The sequence below is a fragment of the Ignavibacteriota bacterium genome, assembly GCA_016716225.1.
Lineage (GTDB): Bacteria > Bacteroidota > Ignavibacteria > Ignavibacteriales > Melioribacteraceae.
Genome location: JADJWT010000001.1, coordinates 2,010,225 through 2,036,429 on the forward strand (window position 1 = coordinate 2,010,225; position 26,205 = coordinate 2,036,429).

Genomic DNA, 26,205 nt, shown 5'->3' on the forward strand with positions numbered 1-26,205 from the left:
ATTTTCAAGAATTGTAATAATGTGAGTTTTAATCCGCATCGTTTTGGATTATTGGCATTTAGATTAAGTAATTAGGCATGGATACATCTCCAAATTGGAATTGGCGGGTTATGGTGTTGGAAGGAGTTGTGAGAAAATACTAAAAAATGTTTAAAATAATTAGTATAAATACTTATTTTAATAAAATGGCTTTAACACTGGTTACGAATTCTTTTTTTTGATTTTTATCACTAGCATAAATTCTTACAATATAAATACCACTTGACAAATTTATCGGTTTCCAGTTGAATACATGATATCCAGGATTATTTTCACCAATAGATATTGTTGTAACTTTCTGACCTAAAATGTTAAAAATTTCAAATTTAATTTCATAAAAGTCGGGAATGCCATATTCAAAATTTGTCTGATTATTAAATGGATTAGGATAATTTTGTGACATGACGAGTTTTTCGGGAATTGAACCTTCCAATGTTGTAAAATTCCAAATTTTTGACCAAGAACCAAAAACATTTTTTTTGCATTGTCGTACACGCCAAAAATATTTAGTTAATTTATTTAGATTATTGAAGTTGTAAATTGTATCCGGAAAAAAAATATTTTCTTTTAATACGAGTTGTACAAAATCTGAATCTAGAGAGATTTGTATTTGATAAAAATCAATATCAATTGATTTTTGCCAAACAAGATCAACTTTTTTTGAAATTTTTTCTGAATTATTAGTTGGAAAATTTAATTTTGGAGCTTGAATTTTACTTAATTCTTGGCCAAAGTAGGTATATGCTTTCCCATTATTATTGTATTCTTTTGAACTAGTTAGAATATCCATATAACCATCACCATTTATATCCCCAGCATTAGATACGACGGAACCAAATAAATCATCTCTATTTTCACCAATTAAAAAAATATCAGGTATTATATCCATTGAGCTTCCACCAAAATAAATGTATGCACTACCGGTATATGCATCGTAACCATGAGCACTAACAATAACATCATCATATCCATCTTTATTTATATCGCCTACTGTTGAAACTGAATAGCCAAAAGCATCATAAAAATTACCATCAGAAAGTTTAATATCAGGTTCAGAATCCATAGCATTTCCACCGAAATAAATGTATGAAGAACCAATCGATGTAGCAGAACCAGCCCCAATAATTATATCGGCATATCCATCGCTATTAACATCACCTGCAGCGGAAACCGATTGCCCAAAATTAACATCTGTTTTCTCGATAACAATAAATGAATTACTAATATCCAGTAAATTTTTATTGCCAAAATATATTGATACTGCATTATTATTGGGAACAGCGTTCTGATATGAAATTAAAAAATCATCATAACCATCATTATTAATATCGCCAGCAGAAGCTATTGAATGACCAAAATTAGAAGAACCATCTTTTTGAAGTATTAAGTCAGCAACATGATAAATATTATTACTACCCAAATAAATATTAACAGATCCATTTCCATTTTTATTTGAACCAATAGCTAAATCATCATAACCATCTCCGTTTATATCTCCAATTCCAGAAGCAGAGCTACAAAAATGATCATAAAATTTATTACCGATAAAAACTATATCGGGAATATTATCCATGAAACTACCACCAAAATATAAATATCCTTTTCCCTTATCAGATTCAAAAGAAGGTGCTCCAATAAAAACATCATTATAACCATCATTATTAATATCTCCGATCTTGGAGATTATTGTTCCAAAATAGTCTTGAGAGTTTTCTCCAAAACAAATAACATCAGCATAATTATCAACATCTGTACCTCCAAAATAAATATATGCACTTCCTTTATTTGAATCATAACCTCTTGCACTGATAATAATATCGTCAAATCCATCTTTATTAACATCTCCTAATGAAGATACAGAATAACCAAAAACGTTCTGTATGCCACTTCCTTGCATTGAAATTGTTGAAATATCATTAATTGAAGTGCTACCTAAGTAAATATTTGCTTTACCCTTATAATTGTAAAATCCATGAATTCCAATAATAAAATCAGCATACCCATCACTATTCACATCGCCAGCTTTTGAAACACAATTACCAAAAAAATCTACATTAGATTCACCGCTTAAAATAATGCTTGGCGAACTTGAAAATGGTTCACCTCCTAAATAAATATAAGCTCGACCTTGCGAAGATAAGTACGACGGATCTCCAATGCAAATATCATCATAGCCATCATTATTTATATCGTCAATAGAAGAGATGGAAAATCCGAACTCATCGTATTCTATATCATTACTTAAAATTATGTTTGGAGCGTCATTTAAGGATTCTCCTCCATAATAAATATAAACATTACCTTTTGTTGATGACTTCAATCCAATTATAATATCATCGTAACCATCTCCATTAACATCACATGCACCAGAAACAGATCTCCCAAATAAACCAATATCTGGCGAAGGAATTAATTCAATTTTAATGATATCATTTATTTCCTTATTCCCTAAATAAATGTAACATTTACCATTTGTCGAATTGTATCCATAGGCTCCAATAATAAAATCAGCATACCCATCGTTATTTATATCTCCTGCAAAAGAAATAGAACTACCAAAATAATTTTCTCTATCCTCTCCTTTTAATATAAGATCACAATTTAAATCAAAATCCTTACTCCCAAGAAAAAGATACGCTGCGCCGATGTAAAAATCGTTATCCGAACCAATTATAATATCATCATAACCATCATTATTAATATCCCCAACAGTTGCAACAACTTTACCAAATGAATACTCATCATAATTATAGCCGTTTATAATATAATCAACAATATCATCCATATTATCTCCACCTAAATAAACATATACCTTATTTGCAAGTGGGTCTCCAACTATAATATCATCATAACCATCATTATTGATATCACCTGCTGAGGAAACAGATTTTCCAAAAGAGTATCCATCTTCTTTTAAAATAATATCAGGTTTATTATTCATTGATGCACTCCCAAAAAAAATAGAAGCTTGATTGTTAATAAAGGCACCAATTATTACATCATCAAAACCATCATTATTAACATCACCTGCTGTGTTTACAGAATAACCAAATTGAGAATCGCCGGCTAAGTTATCTTCGGTAAAACCTAGAGAAAACTGGGTTTGACCATAAATATTTGAAAAAAAGTAAATATAAAAGACAAATAATATTGAGAGACTAGAGATAAAAGAGGTCATAAAGGAATTAAAAAGTTGTATAATTATTATTATTAGACTTTAACATTTTGATTAGTTTTGTATAAATAATAGTAATAACTTAAATATTAATAAAATGGGTTTCAAGTTTTTTTATATAGGATAGTAATAATATTTTGTTTTTTTTAATATCAGCTATTTCCTTTTGTATACTTTCTTAATTTTTGTAACCATGCCATTTCTCAAAATTACTTTCAATATCTGCATTTAGGTTAATTAATGAAGCTTGGACACTTCTCCAAATTGGAATTGGGCTTATGTTGTTGGAAGGAGCGGGGAGAAAATTGTGAAAAAAGTAAAAAATCAAGAATAGTTTATTTACAATGAACTTTATTTATTTCGTATTGAATGACTTAACAAAAACTAAATCAGTTCAGGATAATAATATTTTAATAAACCAGTAGTTAATTGATAACCTCGTAAAATTATTTTGCCCATTTCTTCTTTAGGCATTTTTGCAAAATCTGTTGGATAATCAATTACAATTTCTCTTGGAATTAAATCTTTAATATGTGGTTCTAATTTACCATCAATTTGGCCTAAGTATGCATTAACAAAACCATAAATTTTCTTAGTCTCTTTATAAATAAAAAGTTTATCGGTGTATAAATGGAGGACATTTTTAAATACTGTCGAAAAAGCTCTCGTCATCCTTGTTGCCCACCAACTAGGTTTGCAGTTTTTTCTAAATTGTCCATGGCCAGCGTTACAACAAATTATAAAATCCGATGGATAGTGGTTATAACTATATAATTCTTTCTTATTTGGTTCTAATACCGACACTCCAAGATTCTCGTATACTCCACCATCAGTAAGAAACAATCTTTCTTTTTTTATATCTCCATTTCTTTTTTCAATTTCCCAAATTCTATTCATAGCTGGTAGTAATACTGGAAAAGCTGCTGATGCTGTGACTGCCGTTGAAAGTTTAACATTATTACCTTTTACTTTACCATAACGCCAACAACCAGATTCTTTGTTGCCAAACCGAAATGCTGTGCCGGTAATTAATTCACATGCATTAAATACAACATTTATATTGTTTCTAGTTTTATCGGTTATTTTTTTTCCTTTTAGATATTTTTTTTCTAAATATTTTTCAAACAATGTTGTTCTATTAAACTTACGTGGTAAAGAAAAAGATATTTTTTTATTAAGTTTTTTAAAATCAAGAAAAGTTATTTTTGAAATTATTGTAAACACTAGTTTTATGAACAAAAGTAAAGCTTCAATCGGCAAGAAGAATAAGTAATTAAACATAATAAGTAAACCATAAACAGTATTAAAACCAGTAAAGAAAATACCCCATTGTAAACCTTTTGCTAACAATTTCTTTGTGTCCTTTTCAAATTTTTCAAAAGAATCATTATTATAAGAATATAAGGCTGAAATTACTGATCCACCGGATACACTAGAAATTGTATCAATGTCCTTTAATAAATTTAATTCATGTAATGCTTTCAGACAACCTAAATGAAATGCAATAGCCCTAGAGCCTCCGCCAGAAAGTGCCAGACCGACAGATATTTTTTTTTCATTAATGATTTTCAATTTTTATTTCTCACCAATTTAATTTGAATCTTTTTTTTCTATATAGCTTAATTAAAAAAATTGAGATTTATTAAAAACATATCCACCAAGATTTATATTTTTATTATTATATGCTATAATTAAAAGTAATGATTTTGGAGGAGACAATTTCGTGACAACTACCTTCATACTTACTTTATCGGTATTACTAAAACCTTTATCACCAAATGGATGGGAATGCCAAAGTCCAACAAAGTAAGATGAATTTCTATATTTTTTTTTAATAACCTCATTATATTCTTTTGTTCCCTCAATCCCACATTCAAAATAATTTTTAGATGATTTACTATCTTTAGGAGGTCCACTAACTTCATCAACATATAATACTTTGTTGAGATCATCCCATCCTCCAAATATCAAACCACCGGTTTCAAGTGGATAATGTCTATTTTTATTTTCTTTTTCTATAATCTTAATGATCTTTTTGTATGCTTCTTCATTAATAAATATTTTATAATTATTAATCGGATCATCAGTACACAAGTAATCCTTATATTCAGGTACTAATGTTTCAAAGTATTTTTCTTCACTAGTTTCAATGATATTTTGAGAAACAAAAATACACTTACTTAAATTGTTGTCATCAAATAAGTTTCTTGATATACAATTTAACATTAAGCCAGATAGTGTACTTAAATCAGTCTCAGATCCATAAAATGTCGGATCCGAGCAACCGGGTTCAGGTTGAATTAAAGAATCTGAATTATCCATTTGTTTTGGGAAAAATGCAGATAACCATTGTTCATTATTGTTTTCGCAAAGAACTCTATGGGATCTTCTAATTATGTCGATAATACCACAATTTGATTTATCAGCCTTAATAACAATCATTCCTCTCATCGCTTTACTATCAATAACAATTGAAAGTATTTTTCCTTTTAATTTTCTATTTAATAACTCACCATCTAATTTTCTTAACACTTTTTTCGAAGCAGTTGTATCAATAATAATTCTGCTGTTCTCCATCTGTTTTTCATCTAATAGACTAAGAATATTTAAATTGTAAGATTGAATTTCAACTTTATGTAAATGCGAATAAATTTTATTAATTCTATTCCCTAACGCTTTTGCTTTATTTTCCCCAATATCATTTTCATTAAATAATTGTCTTGATAATAATCCTGGCTTAACTATGCCATTGTCAAAAATATTTAATTTTTTAGGCTTAACTCTTACAAGAAATTCAGCAATATGGCTACCAACTGCACCACAACCCCATAAGTCTATGGTTTTGTTTCTAAAATAAGTTGTTGGAGAATTATTATCACGTGGGATTATTATTTCCTCTCGATTCTCTAAAATTTGACACCATTGTACTTCTGATTTTTGAGCGTACTCTATAAATTTCTCTAAATTTATATTTCTACCAATTGAATTTATATTCCTTTTAATATTTGAGAATCCTAATAAATATCTTGTCGCTTTAATGTTGATATACCATGCCAACAAATGTTGTTTGCGATTTATAGTAGGTCCTCGCATTGGAGTTCCTATTATTATAATTAATGGATTTGTAGATTTGTTTTTTTCAGCTACTAATTGAAGATGCTTAATACATTTTACTATATCTAATCCATTTTTTTCTAAAAGGAAAATAAGATGAGAAAGAGAAGATGGATATTCAAAAGGCATATCTTTTTTCATTAGAATTGCTGCGGCATTCAAAGCACTTTTTTTAATTTGTTTTAAATCTTTCCAATCGGAAATAATCAAACTTTCTTTGTTAAGTTTTATTAATTCAGTTGCTCCAAGCCAAAAATCTCCTTCAAAACTGGGAGTATTTTTGTTGGGAATTATTTTATAATCAATTTTTGCACTTAAATATGCTACCGGGGGATGCAAAGGAGCATCATCTAAATCTAATTGATTTAGAGAAGCCTTTTTAAGAAACAAATCTAGTCTTGATATATAACCAAACATCCCGTCTGCTGGGTCCCATTCAACATCTGGTGCTTGATATAAACAAATTTTTTTACCCCATTGAACGTGAGGTTTCCCTATATACCTATAGTCAGAAAAATACGTAGATGGAATTGTGTATGGAAAATCAGTATGAATTAGTATTGTCATTCTTTCTCGTGGGCGAAAATTAAAACCATCGGTACATTTTTCATATAATTTTGTCGGTATTGAAATATTAACAAATATATAGTCTGTATTAACCTTAAGTTCATCAATTTTTAATATTTCAAAATTGCCCTTATCTTCAGATTCAATAGCTTTTAATTGTTCAATTGCAAATTCTTGATTAGTATTCATAACAATCCAAAACCTGTCCTTGTAGATGGGGGTTCATGATTACCCCGTGCAGCTACTATTGATCCACCCAACGTTTCTTTAATAGAATTCATCTTCTTTTTTTCATTTTTAAGTTTTAGGTTATCTCCATCCAGTTCAAATACAATGGGTTGAGGTTCATCTTCTCCTTTATGTTCCATAGTACAAATAAATTCTTTTGAGACTATTTCTTCATATCGATTTTTCGCTTTAGCATGGGGAGGATTATCTCCTGTTTTATTCGTTGTTGGAATAGGCTCTGAAGATGCAATTATATATGAATCTTTTTCTCCAGATTTTTTTAGATCATCCAGTATATCTTGTTTTAACTTTTCTTCGACATCATTTTCACCTTTCCAATACATCACTTTTTTTGAACAGTGATGAGGAGATAACAGAACATCCCATTTAACATCCTTAGAATCCGATCTCTCATAAATCTTTTTAATTGTAAGGTAAGATAAATCTCCAAGAAGCATGAAATTGCAACAACATTTATCATTTATTAATCTAACTTGCATCGCAAGACTAGTTTCATTCCTATCATTTTCTGAGTCTTCCTTAAAGGGAGCATGAATAAATGCTCTAAAAACATCGGAGTGATCAACACCGTTAATTTCTTCAACTGAACTTCCAGGAACAGAGATAAATTTTTGGGGAAAATCTTTATAATCTTTGTTTTCCTTTATGTAATCATCGTATCCTATTAATCTTACTCGGTCACCATCAGTAACATTTCCATTTTTCTCAATCATTATTTTTGCTCTTCTTTTAACTTCACTTTTGAATGATATAGCATCATCACAAAGATCTTTATTGTATTCTCTAAAAACTCTAGGTGTGTGCCATATTTCTCCTATTTTTACTTTTTTCAACAACTCATTAAACCCTTGAATATGATCTTTATCTGGATGAGTTAAGATGAAGGCACTAAGAAATGGTTTATTATCTTTCCTTGGAAGAATTTTAATTAATTCATCAATTATTGCCACATGTGGATCATCTCTTTCATTACTTTTTTCCATATGATGTAAATCAACTTGTGCAACAGTATCTTTTGTAATACAGATTGTTGTACTATCACCATTTCCGATAGGCCAAAATATTATTCCTCGATCAGGTTTTAAAATTCCCATTTTATAACTCTCCTTTTAATTTTCAAACTTTTTAATCACAAATAATGCCAATTAATTTATTTGGAATATTAGTCGAATTATGAACTTATTAATTGTGGAGATGTTACTTATTTAACTTTGAACGTTATTTTAGTAACGGAAGTTTATTTATTTTTATTTTTTTCTTTGTGATTTCTTTGTCTTTCGGTACCAACATGCTGTTTCAATAGTTGGTCTACTTCACTATGTGTTTTTGCTATGGCTCTAGCTTTCTCAATAATTTTGTGTGAATACTCTGGAAGTGGTATTAGTAATGGTAATGGAGGTAAAAATACATCTATTTTATCATCAGCTAAAATACTTTCAATAAATCTTTTTGGTAAATCTTTATAATTAATTTTGCCACCGGAATTAAATCTTCTTAAAAGCCTACTTATAAAATTTTCTAAATCTCTAATGTTACCTGGCCAATTATAATCAACTAATACATCAACAATTTTTTGATCTAATATGACTGGATTTTGAATACTGTTCAATTTAGAATTAAGGTTAATAAAGTAGTTAACTAAAAAATTAATATCTTCTTTTCTTTCTCTTAACGGCGGGAGATTAATTATCTCATGAAATCTATCTTTAATATCTTGAGCAAAAATATTATCATCAGAAACATCTTTATTTGTTGCAGCAATTATTTGAATCTCTATTTTACTTGGTTTTGTTGAACCAACTTTTCTAAATTCACCATGAGTTAAAACTCTCAACAATTTTGATTGAGCTTCAAGAGAAAGATTTCCAATTTCATCAAGGAACAGAATCTTCCCTTTATATTCTTCAATAATACCTTTCTTGTCTTCAACCGCTCCAGTAAAAGCTCCTTTAACATGACCAAATAATTCAGAGGTAGCTAATTCAGTTGGAATACCACTGCAATCTATTGTATTTAGGATTTCATCTTTTTCACTATGATATTTTTCCCAAATAGCTTTTGCAACAATTTCCTTACCAGTTCCTCTTTCACCTATTATTAGAACATGAGTTTTTTGATTAATATCATTTAATATCTGATCCTTAATTTCAAGTATTTTTTTACTTTCACCAATTATTGAAGGAAGTTCTTGTTTAAGTTTTTCAATTTCTAATTTTTCTTCTAAATTTTCTTTTTCTCTTGAAAGTATTGTAATTTGTCTTTTCATCGAAGAAGGGGCAGTAATTTTTGGAAAATCATCAATATTAAAATTTACTTCTTCGGTTGTTTTACCTTTCCTAGAAAATTTTGATTGAAAAGACTGTACTGGAGTTGCGTTAGGAATTATACCAGATTGTGAAAGCAATACCCAGCAAGCCGTCATTGTTGGAGTGCCAGAAGTAATATTAATAATACTTCTCTCTTTTTTGATTTTATTTTTTTCTACAATCTCTAAAACTTTATCTAAAAGGATTGGATAAACAATATCATAATCAACGGGGTTTGGAATATTAAATTTTATTATTTCAATTTCAATTTTTGGTTTTAACTTTCTTATTTGCTCAATATTATCAGATGCAATTTTGTTATAGTTTACAATTCCAGTTGAAGGAGTAACAAATAAAAATATTCTATTTATCTCTTTTTGATATTCGTTAAATATGTTTATAAAAGCACCATATTCTTTTGAATCTGAATTGATTGAATCGTGGTTCCCGATGAATGAAAAATAAATCATATTAATAATTTTTAATATTGGTAAAATCGGTATCTGTTATTAAATTTCTTAAAGGATCGCTAAAATACTTCTGAACTTCATGCGTATAATAATAAATGATCCTATAATTAGAAATGGAATTGTTTTTTGAATAAAATGTATCTACACCCTTATTAATTTCTAAAGCAATTTTATCATCAAACATAATAAATCTGTCATGATCAAGTTTAGCGCTTCTATCGCAAAGCAATATTTCAACTTTTACATTATCAATTGATTTAATTGATTCTAAAATTTGCTCTTTAATTTCATGTTGTGAATATGCATGATGAGAATGAATCGATTTATGTTCACCTTTACGGGTAATAATTTTTAATTTAATATTTGAATTAATTTCAGCAATTACTTCGGCAAACTGTTTTAATCCATTCAAATAATTATCATCCCATTTTTCAAATAAGATAGTATCCAAAATAATAATTTCATGTGTACAAAGATTTATAATTGGGTGCCACATTTTTTTTATTATATTTTTTCCAATTTCAAATGAAAGCTCCAACTCACTTTCATAACAAGTCTTAATAAAATTTTCTTTATAGTACCCATTTGTTCGGTAATTAAAAATATTAATAAAAGAGTATTCTGAAATGTCGGCTGTTGTCAGCACAAATGATGGGAAATTTGAAATATACTTTTTGATCTCATTAATATTCTTGTCCAAATTACAACTATGCTCATCACAATCACAATTTCTGTTTTTGATATAAAAATGGTTTTTCTCTATTTTATCAAACCATAATACTTCTAACTCTTTCTTAAGAATCTCATCATCCGCTTCGCTTAATAAGTTTTTGTGTATCTCCTTTACTTCACATGCAAGATTATTAAATCTCTGCTCATCACTGCAATCAACTAAAATAGAATTTTTATTTATCGCATCAATAATATTGTTAGTTTTTTCTAAGCCTATTTCTAGATCATTTTCAAAGAGGTTATAGAAAAAATTATCCTCAAAAGTATAAGTAAAAACCATTATCCAATCTCATCTATTCGTTCTTCAAAAAATCCTTTTGGCCATTTTTCATTAAATCTTCCTCTCTCATTTACAGTTATTTTCTTAACATTGGTAAATATATCATCATTATCGATGTAGTAAATGTTTAGTTGTTCAGGAGTTAACTTTAGTGACTTGTCATCACTTTTTGAAGCATTTCTAACCCTTCTTAATAATCTCAAAATAAAATGTTCACTATGAGTTTCAATTAAGTAAATTGCTTCTGGATTTTTGTTGATCCCGTCAATAAATAAATCTGCAAGTTCAACTTGTAAAGCCGGATGAATATGCAGTTCAGGCTGCTCTATTGCCAATATTGGATTTTTTTGTGTTAATACAGCAATAATAATTGGAAGAACTTGAGAAATACCAATACCAACATCATGAGGCTTTACTTCTATTTTAAGATTGTTTTCAAATAAAGCCCAAATTGAATTGTCATCAATTTTCTTATTAAGTGATTTATCAAATTTATCAAATCCATCTTTTATTTCTTTATAGATATTAAATTCTAAACTATTTTGAAAAAGCGGGACATCTAAATCAACACTTTCAAATATTTGTTTTATTTGTTGTAATATTTCTTCTTCGGAATTATTCAACAAGCTTTTTAATTCTACCGAAGTTAAAGAAGTAAGTTCTTTTTTAAGTTTAAAATGATAATTGATCTTTAATTTTTGCAGCCATTCATTCAGTAAAATATAATTCACTTTTCTATTCAGAATTAAATCCCAAGCGGCTAAACCATTTGACCATCGTTCAATTTCATCTTCAAAATGTGGATCATAATTTCTGGGCGGTATTTCTCTTATTGGACCAATATATCTAAATCGGTTTAGTTCATCTTTTGCAAGAATGCCAACGCTTAAAATTACTTTCTTATATAATTCAATAATTTCATAGTAATTTTCATGTAATTCATTTGCTGTTTGTTTAGTATCAAACCAGTCCATTTCACTAGATGATAAAACTCCTTGTTCAAAAAATATATCTTCGTCAAGATTTGGGATAACAGAAGAATTACCCTTTATATTAATCCTAAACTCATCCTCACTTATAGCTGAATCCAAACCAAGAGCACTTAAAAATAATTCAATATTGTCGGAGAATGTATCATATCCCCTTATAACAGGATGGTTAATATTTAAATTAGATATATAAGTATGTAAGTTTCTGGGACTATTATAATCAAGACTGATAGAAATAAAATCTTCGTCATTGATATCAATACTATAATAAGTAGCTTCGGCTCTATTTAAAGTATCAATCCATTTCACGTGTATCATTAATGCTGCTGATTTAACTTGAGTGCTAAAATCAGTAAATATATCAAATCTATTTTTCTCTGAATCTAAGTCATCTGCCACATTTTGAGCCCCAGGTAAGTCTCCCATACTTAAATCAAATTCTAATTCCATTACAATAGGAATGCTTAGATCATGATTAAACACAAAATTCTTAAATCCGCCTAAATCTATTGCATTTCCGCCAAGTTTGGTTCCTCTTGGTGAATAATTTCTTCTATCTAGTATTTCTTTCAAGTAATGTATTACTTGAATTACTGAACTCTTGCCGGCACTGTTAGGTCCAAATAACAAAGTAATCGGCTTCAATTCAATTTCATCAAAGATCTTACCTTTAAATCCGGAGAAATTAATTTTCTTTAACATTTTTACAACTCTCCCTTAAATGCTCTTTGCATTAGTGAGTTAAATAGGTTTTCTGATTCTTCTAGACTTTGCTGGTATTTTTCTTTTAGCTTTTCTGTTTTTTCTACTATTTCAGCAAATTTGTTTTGGAGTTCGGGTGGAGGAATTGGAAACATAAATTCATTTACTACACTCATAGGTGGAAAATTTGGAATACCGCTGCCTCTTTGCGAACTGAACATTCTATTTTGTATACCGCGATAACTAAAAACAAATTTGAAATATTTGTTATTAATGACACTTTTGTCTAATGTAATTTTTAATAAGGCTTGATTTATAACACCAATTGGTGAATCTTGAGGAACTTCAGCTAATTTTCCTAAATAAACTCCAGAACAGCTAATTATAAAGTCACCAGGTTGAACTTTAAATGCCTTTAGTTCTTCGAATTTATTTTCATCAATAAAATATCTTTGATAAGAAAAATCGTTATTTAATGCGTGATATTGTTCATAAACTAAATAGCCTTCTGGGACAAATATATCTTTTCTTAATGAACTTCCAAACGGTCCTCTTCTTATAGCATTATCTTCCTCTTTTGCCAATTTCTTAAATGGCAGTTCATTCCAATTAAATGGATTCTGAACCGGATCACCAAACATTTCTAAAAATGTGGAGCGGAGAAATTCATCTGCAAGTTTTATTGTTTCTTTTCTTTTTTTACGGATTGAATCGGCTTTGTCGAGTAGTACGACTATATTTTGTTGATTTTTTTTATCTTTCGGAATAATAAATTCAATATCCTCCAAGACATCACGCTTTATATGAGGTATCGTAGCCCCATTTGTATTGTCTCTTAGGAATTGATATTTTGATTGTAATACCTTGCCGACCAATTCAGGTAGAACATTTGAATCAATTACATTTAATGATGCTAATGTACTTCCAATTATTCCTTCTAGACCGAATGACACTGTACCAGCATTTGCACCATCCCAAGCAATAATTATATCTTGCTTTTTTACTTCAACACCATCTTCAGTTGTATATTTTAGATTATTATCATTTCTTAAATCATCAATTTGAATAAACCTTTTACTATTCTTAGTTGGTTTATCAAAAATTTGATTTACTTTTTTCCCTTTTTTTATTTTGACAATTTCACCTACTCGGTACTTAATCATATTCCCTTCAATAATGTTTTCTGTGTCCTCTTCAATTCATCAACTAATACTTTTTCATCCGGCAATTTTAATTTATACTCTGCGGCTAAAACTTTATTTGGTAATCCTTCAAGAGAATATTTTGCAACAGCATTATCCTTTTGCGCACAAAGTATTAATCCAACAGGCGGGTTTTCATCTTTGTTTGTCCAGTTATCTTTTGCATAGTTTAAGTACATATGCATTTGTCCGGCATTGGCGTGTGTAAACTTCCCAACTTTCAAATCAATAACAACAAGGCATTTTAACTTTCGGTGAAAAAAGAGGAGATCAATTCTATACCATTCTGTTCCAATGCGCAATCTTTTTTGTCGACCTATAAAAGCAAAATCACTTCCCAATTCCAAAAGAAAATTTTCCAAATGCGTTATAAGTGCTTCTTCTAAATCGTTTTCAGAGTATTCATCTTTCAAACCCAAAAACTCAAGTATGTAAGGATCCTTTATTTCTTCTTCCGGAGTAACTAAATCATCCTTAATTGCTTTTTCACCTTTTTTCAGCATTGCTGCTTTATTCTTAGATAGCAATGATCTTTCATAAAATTGTGAGGATATTTGTCGGTTTAACTGCCTTACCGACCAGCCGTTTCTCAATGTTTCTTTCTCGTAAAATATTCGTGCTTCCGTATCTTTTACCGTAATTAAACTAACATATTGAGACCATGATAATGTAAAGTTTTTTGAAAGTATTTCGAAAACATTCTTTACATCGGGTTTATCGTTACTAACATTAGCTAAAGATTTAACAGACAGTGTCTGGCTTATCTCTGTTGTTTTTGAAGATTTGCCAGACGGTGTCTGGCTAATCTTTTGTATTGGGTAAAGTTCATAAAATTGTTTCATTAACTGTAAATTTTGGCGGGAAAAACCTTTGCCATATTTTTTCTTAAGATCGGAAGAGAGATTTTCCAGCAGTTTATCGCCGTAATATTCTGATCTTTCCATTCCGTGATATTCAAATTCTACAATACGCTTACCAACTAACCAGTATGAAGTTGTAAGAATTGCATTTACAGAAGTAGCAGTAAATTTGCGGGCACTATCCAGCAAAATGCTTATTTCAGAAAAAAGACTTTTATAATCTTTCTGATCATCAGCCTTATTTTTTATTTTACCCATTATTAATTAACTCTTTAATTTCTGCAATATCTTTATTTATTTCATTTTCCAGTGAAGTTATTTTATTAATAATAAATTCCGGTTTATCATATTCTAGTTCTTTATACTTAATTTCTTTATATCTGCTAATGCTTAAATCATATTTATTCTCTCTAATTTCATCTGCACTTACAAAGAAAGATTTTGCAGATCTATCAATTTTTTTACTTTCATCTCTTTTTTTGTATTGCTCAATTACATCAGGCAAATCATTCTCTTTAATTGGCTGCCGTTTATCATCTAAAGAAAATCCATCATTTTCTACATTGTAATACCAAACATTTTTTGTACTTCCGCCTTTTGTAAAAATTAGTATTCCCGTACTAACACCGGCATAGGGCTTAAATACACCGGAAGGTAAAGAAATAACCGCTTCAAGCTGGTTATTTTCAATTAGTTCTTCACGCAAAGCAACGTGAGCTTTGGAAGCTCCAAATAAAACTCCATCGGGAACAATAACAGCAGCTTTTCCGCCTAGTGTTAACATTCGTAAAATGAGAAAGTTAAAAAGTAATTCAGTTTTTTTAGTTTTAACTTTTGCAATTAAAGAAGGTTCAACATCTTCTGCATCCAAACTTCCTTTAAATGGCGGATTTGCAAGAATTATATTAAAACTATTTTCTGCATACTTTGGAAATCTTTCAATAAATCTACCGCTTAAAGAATCTTGATTATGTATTTGGGGATTATCAATTCCGTGCAGCATTAAATTCATTGCGGCAATTCTTAACATTGTTGCATCAAAATCAAATCCGGTTAATAATTCTTTTTGAATATGTTCGTTATGGTCAAATAATAAATCACCGGGATAAAATTTAGAACCGTCTTCTCTTGTTTCCACAAATTCGGGAGAAGTAAATTTTTTATTTATATATAAAAGCGACTCAAATAAAAAACCGCCGGTTCCGCAAGCAGGATCACAAATTCTATCTTTGGGTTTTGGATCAATAAGTTCAACCATCATTTGAATAATATGACGCGGTGTTCTAAACTGTCCCGCAATTCCCGATGTTTGAAGTTTGCTTAAAAGATATTCATAAAGATCACCTTTTGTATCACCTTTCTGTAAGGGTAAAGCATCTATAGTTTCAACAGCCATAACAAGCAGACTTGGTTTAACAATCATTAACTGAGCATCTTTCATATACTCAGAAAATGTTGATCCGTTTTGAATTGCTCTCTTAAAATGAGGAAACACTTCATCCCTAACTGTTACCAATAATTTTTGCGGATCAGAAATTTGTTTTAAGCTTTTCCAACGAAAATGCTGTTCATTATTTTTAAATATTGGATTCGGATATTGCTGATTTATTTGCTGAAATTTTCTTTCGTTGTTGCTCTCTTTTATATCCAACATGCGTGCAAACATTAAAAATGTAATTTGTTCAATTACAGTAAACGGATTAGTAATTCCACCGGTCCAAAAGTCAGTCCAAAGTTTATCTATTTTACTTCTCAGTTCAGCATTTAACATTAATTTAATTCCTAAGATTTATTCTTCAGCTCTCGGCTGGTCTGCTTGATATGGGTAATTATTAATTTCTCTAACAATATTTATTATTTGTGATGCTTGATGTTCATTTGGGAAAACACCGTAAACTCCTTCTGTGTGTACGGTTGTAAATGGAGGTTCAAATAAAGTCTCTAATTTCAACGAGCCGTATTTTGCAATATGATTCTTTAACATCTGAATAAACTTTATTTGAGTAGCATTTAAGTTTGTTTGATTGTCTACAAATTTAGTGAATTGCTCATCTAAGAATTTTGAATCGAGTCCAATAATTCTTCTAATAGCCAAATCTAAATGTCCGGCAGTTTCCGGGTAAAATTCATAAAGTAATTCCAAGTTCAAATCCGGGTGTTGAGTTAAAACCAATGAGATCAATTCTTGAATGTCTTTTTCATTTACCGGTTTACCGGATTTAATTTTTTGTAATGTCATACTTTCGCTAAACAATCTTGCTAAAACATCATCAACTCTTTCCTTATACTTTACCATTTCAGTACCGATTTTTATCGGTGTGTATTTATTTATTTCTATATCGCTGTCTTCTACATCTATTATTGGTCTTGTTACTTGCGGTGTTACAACATTATCACTAAATTTCATTATCGATCTCAACTCAAGTCTTATATTTTCTAAAGATTGAATAGTTGGATTTACCCAAAATTCATTATTAGTTACAAGCTTAATTGTTTCAGATTTTTCTTTAACTTGGTTAATATTTTTTGATAATGAGTTTAGCTGCTCAATAATATCATCTTTAAAATCATGTATTTTACCGCTTTTTGTTAACACAGCTTTTTGAGTATTTGCAATAAGTAAATCAAACTTATAAGCTTCTGAGTTGCCTCTGACATCAATCCACTGCATTAATGGAGCAACAACACTTTGCAAAAGAATTTTTGTATCAGTTGAAAATTGTTGTATTACATTATTTGATTGTAACTTCTTCAGATCAATCATTTTTTCTTTAACGGAAACAGTATCAATTTCCACTAAAGTATTTACATCTTTTAATAATAGGTCAGCAACAATGTTAAACGTATCTTTATCAAATTTTTCTAGTGCGGTTTCGGCCAAATCAAAACGGGCTTCAAATAATCTTTGAGTTAAAACTTTTGTTAGTGTAGGATCTTTTAGTTTATACTTAAAATCAAACCATTCAAAATTTCCCCAATGATCAAAAATTCTAAATGTTGTTTTATCTTCACCTGAACCGAATAAATCTTTTCTTATTCTTGTTCCTCTACCTATCATTTGCCAAAATTTAACGAATGATTTAACAGGTTTAGCAAAAACTAAGTTCAATATTTCGGGAACATCAATTCCCGTATCCATCATATCAACAGAAATAGCAATTGTTAAATTATGGTATTTAAAATCATCGATTAACTGATCAGCTCTTGGATCATAGTTATCAATGATTTTACAGAAGTTTCCACCGTAGTGAGGATACAACTCATTAAAAACTTCATCCATTAAAACCGCATGTCTGTGGTTTCTTGCAAAGATAATCGTTTTACCTAATGAACCATCCGGCATTTTCATTCCGTGATCCATTAGGTTACGCAAAATTTCTCTATTAGTATCTCTATTAAAAATGTAATTATCAATTTTAGGTGAATCGTATTCAATCTCATCGGCAGCTTCACCGAGTTGATCTTCAAGTTCAAGCTGCTGCGATCTTGACATTTCAGAATATCTAATTCCTTCACGTAAAAATTTAGTTGTAACAGTAAAAACTTCAAATTTTGAAAGGTATGGAGGTTCGTGTGTTACAGCATCTTCGTAACTAAAATGAGCCGTTGGATCTTGAGGTCTACAATCAAACATTGTAAAAGTGCTTCTATGAACAAAATTAACTGGTGTTGCTGTTAATCCAATTTGGTATGCGTCAAAATATTTGAACAATTCACTATAAACTTTGTAAATACTTCTATGTGATTCATCCGCAATTATCAGATCAAAAAAACCAACATCAAAATTTTGAAAATATTGATTCATTGCCGGATAGGTAGCAAGATAAATTCTACTTTCTTTATCATTTGCTGAATTAGCATTTAAAATAGTTAATGGTGCACCATCGATAAATTCTCGAAATACATTTTTAGCTTGTTTTCTTAATTCTCTTCGGTCGCATAAAAATAAAACTCTTTTAACTCTATCAGATTTCATCATAACATCAACTAAAGAAACTGCAACTCTAGTTTTACCGGTTCCTGTTGCAAGAACAATTAAAGCTTTTCTTCTTTTAGATTCAAATTTTTCTAAAACTCTTTTTATCGCTTCTTTTTGATATAAACGATTTGTAATATCATTATTTATGCTAATTGTTGTTGGCTGTTTAGCACTATTCCTTTGATAGATTAAATAATGTAAACTATCTTTTGAGTACATTCCAAAAATTTCTCTAGGCGGTTCACCAGCTCTATCATTCCAAATAAATGTTTTGTATCCATTCGTATAAAATAAGATCGGTCTTTGACCATATTTTTTTTCTAATCCATCTGCATAAAGCTCAGCTTGTTTTCTGCCAACAATTACATCTGCAGAAGTTTTTTTTGCTTCAATTACAGCAAGTGGTTTTTCATTTTCCGGATCAAACAAAACATAATCAGATTTACCCTTAACAATCCCTTCATCATACACATATTCAGTGGGCCATTCTTGTTTAACTTCATCTGTCCCTTCACCATTAGCTCCAACTTTCCATCCAGCTGATGAAATCATGGAATCAATAATCAACCTGCGTGTTTGTTCTTCATTAAATTCAAGTTCATTTGCAACTTCTTGAGAATGTTCCTTAAATTGCTCAGAATTAAACTTACTTTTAGATAATTCTATGTTCTCATTTTTAATTTTTTCCAACTGATCTTTCAGTTCAAATAATTCTCTTTCTTTATCATAAAGTCTTTTTTGAATCTCAAATGATTTTTCATCAAGTTTAGTTGGAGTTATATAATCAGAGAGTTCCTTTACATTACCACCGAGATAAGAAGCATAAATCCATTTGGCGATTTGATGTGCTTGTTTGATAACTTCTAAAATTAAAATACTATCAACAGCAGAGCCGTGTGCACCTCTGTTTCCAGTAATTCTAATTGAATGCAGGTAATGAATTACGGTTTGTGGCACAGAATTTTTAAATTCGTCAGTAGTTATAATATTGTACAGATTGGATTCTTCGAAATCATTTTGAAGATTTAAAATCGTTGAAATAATGACTACTACTTTCTCCGCAAACAATCTTAGTTTTACAGCAGCGCTTGAAGGATCAGCATAAACATACTGTTCTGCAAAGTCACCAAGAATTGCTAATTCAGGTAATTTCTTTTCAAGAAATTTAAAGTTGCTTGTTGACACTAATTCAAACATAGTTTATTAAAAGATTTATTAAAATAACAAATGATTTAGATTTTCTAAAGATTAAGTTACTTTTGTAGGAAACTATACACTTTCTGTGCCAGACTAAGAAAATATGATTTTTAAACTAAAATTGTATTTTGTTAAAAGGAGAGCGTTAGAGATATAATTATAGTGTTACTTAAGTAACGTTGTTTGGAACTGACATAATGAGATGTGTGCAAAACTATTGTTCATAAAATAATTATGAAATGATTAATATTTTTGAACTAAATCTATTTAAAATTCTTTTTAACTAAAGTAGAACTGAAGTCAAAACGCGATGGACTCGCATTAATTTTTATTTCAAAAAAATAACCAAAATTCATTTAATAAAAAAAACTGAGTCGAAATATTTATATACCAGCAGTTCGTTTAATACGTTAAGTGGAGTTTATACGTGGTAGGTAAATGGATATTAAATCATATATGCTTGAGAGGCGAAGTAATATTAATAACCAATCAAGTAAGATTTCAGACTATTCAATTTTTGATTTTAACTATGTTCCACAAAATCCACTCATAAGGGAAGAAACCAAGCAAATTATTGATGCATTTCTAAAGTATGAAAAAACAAATATTCCGGTTAACCAGGTTATTTTTGGATCACGTGGCAGCGGTAAAACATTAATGATCAAATATTTGCATCAAATTTTTAGTGAAGAATCTTCACTTAATATATTATATGCTAATGTCAGATATTATTCAACTTCATTTAAAATTCTTGCGCATCTATTAAATGTAAGTTCAAGAGGATTATCTCTTTCTGAATTATATAACCGGTTTAGAGAAAAGTACAATTCAAAAACAATAATCATACTTGATGAAGTTCATTTATGGGCACCAAAAGAACGTCAAAGAGAATTACTGTATTTTCTTTCAAGGGATAACAGAAACTATATGATTTTAATGTTGAGTAATGATCCCAGATTTTTGAATGAAATTGATCAAAGCGTAAAATCAACACTTCAACCAGAGTTAATTCACTTCCGAAATTATGATGCAGATGAGATAGAAAAAATTCTAAATGAAAGAACAAAAACCGGATTAAAAACAATTGAAGACGGAATAAATTCAAAAATATCAGCTTATACAGTAAGAGAAGCAAATTCAGATGTTCGGATTGCACTCAAGTCTTTGTTTTACTGGGCAACAAAAGACGAAGAAAATATTGAGCAATGTTTTGAAAATGCCAGACGGGATATATATGTTGATCTGATTGGAGATCTTTCGGATACTAATCTTCTAATTCTCAAAGCAGCTTGTCAGATTGTAGATAAATTTGCAAAAAAGGTACACACGAACTATGTGGATTTGGCAAGGAGCAATCGGGAGCAAGCGTGCTCCTACGTACATTTTTATAATCAATTATCATATCTTCAATCATTAGGACTAATTATGATGCTCTCAACTAAAGTAAATAAAACATATGCAAATAGAATTACAATTCTATGCAATGAGAAAATTGTGCATCAAATTTATAAAGTTCGTTATATTTGAATAATATTTACCTTGACTTTTCTATTTAAAATGTTTTATGTGTACGAATGTAATTTTGAATAATTAATTCCTAAGATGATAAATAATTCTGTTTCGGTGTGTATAGTTTATACGTAAATAAATAGTTCTTTAAAACTGAACTCGAATTTAATTACTACTGAACAGTGAAATATTTCCTCAAATAATTTAAAATTTTAAACGTATAAACTCCACACACTCTTTTCAAAATACAAATTGTAATTAAGTTAAAATAACAATTGCCATATTACCAAGAACAAAACTAAGAAAGGAGATGCAAATGTTTACTGGGAATATTAGATGTAGTAAATGTGGAAGAAGTAAATATTATTGCAAAGATTGTGGAGATGAAATTCATTTTTGCAGTACGGATGATAATTTCATTATTCCTGATTCTCACAAATGTTATCCTAAATACAATAATTTTTATCTTGTTGAAGATATTTATAAATATTGTCCTAATTGTGGAAGGAAATATCCTGAACCTTATTATTGTGAAAAATGCGGAGAAAAAATTTATCGCAAACACTATTGTAACGATGGTAAACCCATATATTTTTTTGATCTAGAAGACAATCATGGACATACATGTAAGTAATTTATAAAATAAGAAAATTAAGTAATCATTCATTTAATTCATTATTTGATTCAATTCTTTTTGTGTAAATCTCGTTAATTTTTTTTCTAAGTGTTCAATTTGATTTACTGCAGAATGTAGATTTTTTTCAAACTTTATTGTTTCATTAATTTGTGTTATTGCGTTATTGATGTTGTTTGTTTTTAAGGATTCGTATAGTAAATCAAGGTGGTATTTGACTAGTTGATCATATTTGTTTACTGCTAATTCAAGATTTAGTAGTTGTTTTTCGATATCTAATTTTTTCCATTCAATTCTTAGTTGTTTTTCGATTTTTATTTTTTCTTCCGGGGGCAAGGTTTTAAATTCTTGTTGTAGATTTTCAAAATTCTTGATATCAAAATCTGATACTTTTCTTACCATTTCTCTAAGTGTTAGTATTTTTGAGCTAATTTGCCTTTCTTTTGGAATTATTGCTTTAATTTTTTCTGCAATTAAGAATTGACCTTTTTCCGAATCCTTAAATTCCGTGATGATTTTTTTTAAGTTTTGGAAATCTTCAATTAGTTGTTTTGAGTCTTTCCCGGTTTCGTTTGATATTATTGCCAATTTCTTTTTGATATAATTTTCTTCTTCCTTTTCTTCTTTAACTTGGCTAATGAATTCAGTGGGTTTGGAGATAATATTTTTAAGATTTTTAGGAGATTTCTTTTCAGATTCAGAAGGTTCATCTTTGTTAGAAAAGAATAGCTTAATAATCTTATAAATAGATATTACCACAGCAATTAAAATAACAGAATGCAGCCATCCCATGTACTCATTATCTTTCATCCAGTCAAAGTAACTTGGAGCAATAGATCTAATAGAAAAATAAGTTACAACAAGAGATATTGAAATTGCTCCAATTGCTTCCATACCGGTAGATTTAATACCGTGATAAATTACAAATCCGACTAAGAAGATAAAAATGGTTGCTGCTAAAGGGCCAAAGGATCGTAAATTAAAACCTATAATAGATTCGCTTATAACTAATCCTATTGCCAGCACCAAGCCAATAGCAACAACCATAGCTTTACCGCCTCTGGAGTCGAAGATTTTACCAATAGTTACTTGAGAGAGACCAACAAAAAGTATTACGTATATAATAAAATCAATTATTGAAGAATAGGAATCATAAATTTCTGAAAAGTTGGTTGTTTCAAAAGGGGAGAGTATTTCTGTGAGTAAATTACCACTAGCGAATGACGAGTTTATTAATATTGAAAAAAATTATAAAAGAACCAATTATGAAATATTTATTGACGATCATAAGTGACCTAAAATCATTCAAGTATATAAATATTTCTATTTTAAGTTAAAATAAATTAAAAATATTAATATTCTTGAAAAATATTATTTAATTTTATTAAATTTAAATTATGTTAAAAAAAATCAATAATTGAATTGTTGAATGTGCAGATAAATGTGATATTTATTATGCTTGTCTAAAAAAGGAAAGTCATAGCTTTTACTTTATTGAAAAATGTATTAACGATGAACTTTTATTCATAACATATCAAAAAAGAAAATGTAATTATTTTGCAAAATATGGTGACAGCAATTTCTGTATGTGCCTGGTAAGAAAAGAAATTTATAAAAGATATCAAAATTAAGTTAAATAAAACCTTTTTTAAAAATAAATAAGTATTAAATATTAATTATAAAATGAATCTGTATTATAAATTCATTTTGAATATAATGATATATATTGCAATAATTATTAATAATAAGTTTATCCTCCATTAAAATAAAATATTAAAATAATATTTCTCAAACGTTAGATTTTGAAAAATCTTTGAATAGTTCAAAACCGAGAACATTTACACTCTAATTCTCTTTAACTCACCATTAATTAATTCTAGCGTCTATATGAGAATTTAAAGAGTAAATTAAAAATGTAAAGTATTTGTACTTACAAATTATTACTAAACAGTTACTAAAATTAAAAAAAACAACCATTTAATTAAATTTTCAATTATTTAAAAAATTTTTGAAAGTAAGTAGTTATACTGATGTTTTAAATTAAAATATTTTGTATATACGATTAACTTTAAAAATAAAACAATGTTAAATAATAATATTTGGCACAGTTTTTACTTTCTCTCTCTCTCTCTCTGATATTCCGGATAGAAAATCTCCTTTTATCTTTAACACCAATTTTTACTATTGCAACAACGAGCAATTATTTTTATAAATAGGTGGAATAATGTTAAACTTGGATTGTTATTTTTGTGGGTTTACTTGATAAAACCAATATTTTATTACGTTAAACAATTTCTTGAGGAATTTATGAAAAAAATATTTTTGGTAGTATTGTTAATAATAAACTTGCATGAAAAATTAAATGCACAGTGGGAAACCCAAGAAAGCAGGGTAACCGTTGACTTAATTGATGTATGTTTTGTCGATTCGTTAAATGGATGGGTAATTGGAGATAGTTCAACTATACTTGCCACAAACGATGGAGGTGAAAATTGGAAACTAGAAAAAATAGAAGAAGAAATTGGTTTTAAAAAAATATTTTTTATAACTAAAGAAATTGGTTTTGCTTGTGGAGTACTTGGTAGATTATTTTCAACAAAAGATGGTGGTAAAACTTGGTTGAGATGTGCAAATATTTTTGAAATAGATTTCCAAGATATTTATTTTGTTGATGAAAATCATGGTTGGGCAGTTGGCGAAAGATGGGGTGAAGATTTTGGAAGAGGTATGATTGTTCACACTTCAGATGGAGGTATAAACTGGGAAATACAATATGATACTATGTCAACGGAAAGATTTAATATGATATTCTTTAAATCTATCCGAATGAAGAATACCCAAGAAGGTTGGGCATTGGGTGGTGACTATTTTGATAATTTTTCACCAACATTTATTTATAAAACCGTTGATGGGGGGAAGGTATGGAATAAATCATCCTCCATTGATAGAGTTGGCTGTAACCTTGAAATTGCGAATATTGATACACTATGGATTGATGGATATGGAATTGGACCGCTTTCAACATCTACCGATGGTGGACTTACATGGATGACGTATAAAAATGAATACAAATATATTGGCAAAATATCGCCAATTAGTGGAGCTATAGGGTGGGCTTTTTTTAATGATATAAATAATCAAAATAGAAGTGCCTTGTTATACACTTATGATAGAGGGGAAACATGGAAAAAAGATCTAACTATAAGTGGAGTAATTGATATCGTTCAAAAAGATGGATATATATGGATAGTTGGTCAAAACGGTTTAATTATGAAAAGGAAAGAAATTATTTCATCAATTGATAAGCATGAATATTTTAATAATAGTTATAAATTATTTCCAAATTATCCCAATCCATTTAATCCAACAACTATTATAAGTTACTTTTTGCCTATATACACAGATATCGAAATAAAGATTTTTAATGTTATAGGGGAAATTATTAATGAATTTGTTTTTTATAATCAAACACCTGGAATTCAAACGTTCAGTTGGGATATAAGTAACAATTTACATATCTCATCAGGAGTCTATTTTTATCAAATTACGTTTATTCGAAAAAATAATAATGACATAATTAAAAAATCAAAAATGTTACTTAAAGTGAATATTTAAAAGGAGAGAAAATGAGAAATCTGATAATAATTAGTAATGTAGTAATAATCACATTTTTTTTGTTTAATAAAACGTTTGCTCAAGAAAAAATATATAAACTTGATGAATTAGTTAAGCAAAGTGATTTAATTGTAAATGCAAAAGTAATATCTATTACCCCCTGGTTTGGCGCAGATGATAGAATATATAGCGATATAAGCTTAAAAATAACAAAAGTATATAAGGGAAAACAAGAAGGATTTAAGAATTTAAAGTTTAGTTTTCTTGGTGGAAGAATTGGAACAAGGGGAACCACAGTGCTTGAATATCCCCATTATGAAAATGATGTAGAATCAATGCTATTTCTTAAAAATTTTAATGCTGATAATAGTGCTAAAAATGCATTTATGCCAGTTGGTTTAACTCAAGGGAAGTTAGACTTTCGGTATGAAAATAATAAGATTTATTTAACAAGAGATAAAAATTGCAATTTTGATTTGGATATTAAAATTAATAATAAAACAAAAAGTTTTAATAATGATGAGAAAGTATTTATTGATGAATTTGAAACTTATTTAGAATTGCTAATTAATAACTAGAGAGGGCA

Annotated in this window: 15 protein-coding genes; 3 read left to right on the forward strand and 12 right to left on the reverse strand. The window is 29.0% G+C overall.

Going from position 1 to position 26,205, the window contains the following annotated elements:
• Window positions 1-172: 172 nt before the first annotated feature.
• The 11 genes from IPM32_08815 to IPM32_08865 all read right to left on the reverse strand — a co-directional run bounded on the left by IPM32_08815 (window position 173) and on the right by IPM32_08865 (window position 19,861).
• Entirely contained in the window at window positions 173-3,217 is a 3,045-nt protein-coding gene (locus tag IPM32_08815; protein ID MBK8945356.1) for an FG-GAP repeat protein, read from the reverse strand.
• A gap of 381 nt (window positions 3,218-3,598) precedes the next feature.
• Window positions 3,599-4,786: a patatin-like phospholipase family protein gene (locus IPM32_08820; protein MBK8945357.1), complete on the reverse strand. Its 1,188-nt coding sequence runs from the start codon at window positions 4,784-4,786 to the stop codon at window positions 3,599-3,601.
• Between the two features lie 51 nt (window positions 4,787-4,837).
• On the reverse strand, window positions 4,838-7,084 hold the full coding sequence (locus IPM32_08825; protein ID MBK8945358.1) for a ThiF family adenylyltransferase: 2,247 nt from the start codon (window positions 7,082-7,084) through the stop codon (window positions 4,838-4,840).
• Window positions 7,081-8,238, reverse strand: a complete 1,158-nt coding sequence (locus IPM32_08830) for a hypothetical protein (GenBank protein MBK8945359.1) — start codon at window positions 8,236-8,238, stop codon at window positions 7,081-7,083. Before IPM32_08830 ends, IPM32_08825 begins: the two co-directional genes overlap by 4 nt.
• A 143-nt stretch (window positions 8,239-8,381) precedes the next feature.
• Window positions 8,382-9,920: a sigma 54-interacting transcriptional regulator gene (locus IPM32_08835; GenBank protein ID MBK8945360.1), complete on the reverse strand. Its 1,539-nt coding sequence runs from the start codon at window positions 9,918-9,920 to the stop codon at window positions 8,382-8,384.
• Between the two features lies 1 nt (window position 9,921).
• Complete coding sequence (locus IPM32_08840) at window positions 9,922-10,932, reverse strand: hypothetical protein (GenBank protein MBK8945361.1); 1,011 nt, start codon at window positions 10,930-10,932, stop codon at window positions 9,922-9,924.
• A complete protein-coding gene (locus IPM32_08845) occupies window positions 10,932-12,623 on the reverse strand; it encodes a DUF3696 domain-containing protein (GenBank protein ID MBK8945362.1) in 1,692 nt (563 codons plus the stop codon). The genes IPM32_08840 and IPM32_08845 overlap by 1 nt, the downstream gene beginning before the upstream one ends.
• Window positions 12,624-12,625: 2 nt before the next feature.
• Window positions 12,626-13,786 (reverse strand): restriction endonuclease subunit S, encoded by a 1,161-nt coding sequence (locus IPM32_08850; protein MBK8945363.1) that lies wholly within the window; start codon window positions 13,784-13,786, stop codon window positions 12,626-12,628.
• A complete protein-coding gene (locus IPM32_08855; protein MBK8945364.1) occupies window positions 13,783-14,943 on the reverse strand; it encodes a DUF1016 family protein in 1,161 nt (386 codons plus the stop codon). Before IPM32_08855 ends, IPM32_08850 begins: the two co-directional genes overlap by 4 nt.
• Entirely contained in the window at window positions 14,936-16,456 is a 1,521-nt protein-coding gene (locus IPM32_08860; protein MBK8945365.1) for an SAM-dependent DNA methyltransferase, read from the reverse strand. Before IPM32_08860 ends, IPM32_08855 begins: the two co-directional genes overlap by 8 nt.
• Before the next feature lie 18 nt (window positions 16,457-16,474).
• Window positions 16,475-19,861 (reverse strand): DEAD/DEAH box helicase family protein, encoded by a 3,387-nt coding sequence (locus IPM32_08865; protein MBK8945366.1) that lies wholly within the window; start codon window positions 19,859-19,861, stop codon window positions 16,475-16,477.
• 438 nt (window positions 19,862-20,299) lie between these two features.
• Between IPM32_08865 and IPM32_08870 the strand changes: the two genes are divergently transcribed.
• Window positions 20,300-21,388: an orc1/cdc6 family replication initiation protein gene (locus tag IPM32_08870; GenBank protein MBK8945367.1), complete on the forward strand. Its 1,089-nt coding sequence runs from the start codon at window positions 20,300-20,302 to the stop codon at window positions 21,386-21,388.
• 649 nt (window positions 21,389-22,037) lie between these two features.
• Here IPM32_08870 and IPM32_08875 read toward each other — a convergent pair.
• Window positions 22,038-23,051 carry a hypothetical protein gene (locus IPM32_08875; protein ID MBK8945368.1) on the reverse strand — a complete coding sequence of 338 codons (1,014 nt, stop codon included), beginning with the start codon at window positions 23,049-23,051 and terminating at the stop codon, window positions 22,038-22,040.
• 1,260 nt (window positions 23,052-24,311) lie between these two features.
• On the opposite strand from IPM32_08875, the gene IPM32_08880 reads away from it, so the two are divergent.
• A complete protein-coding gene (locus IPM32_08880; GenBank protein MBK8945369.1) occupies window positions 24,312-25,619 on the forward strand; it encodes a T9SS type A sorting domain-containing protein in 1,308 nt (435 codons plus the stop codon).
• Between the two features lie 11 nt (window positions 25,620-25,630).
• Window positions 25,631-26,197, forward strand: a complete 567-nt coding sequence (locus IPM32_08885) for a hypothetical protein (GenBank protein ID MBK8945370.1) — start codon at window positions 25,631-25,633, stop codon at window positions 26,195-26,197.
• Window positions 26,198-26,205: the final 8 nt, after the last annotated feature.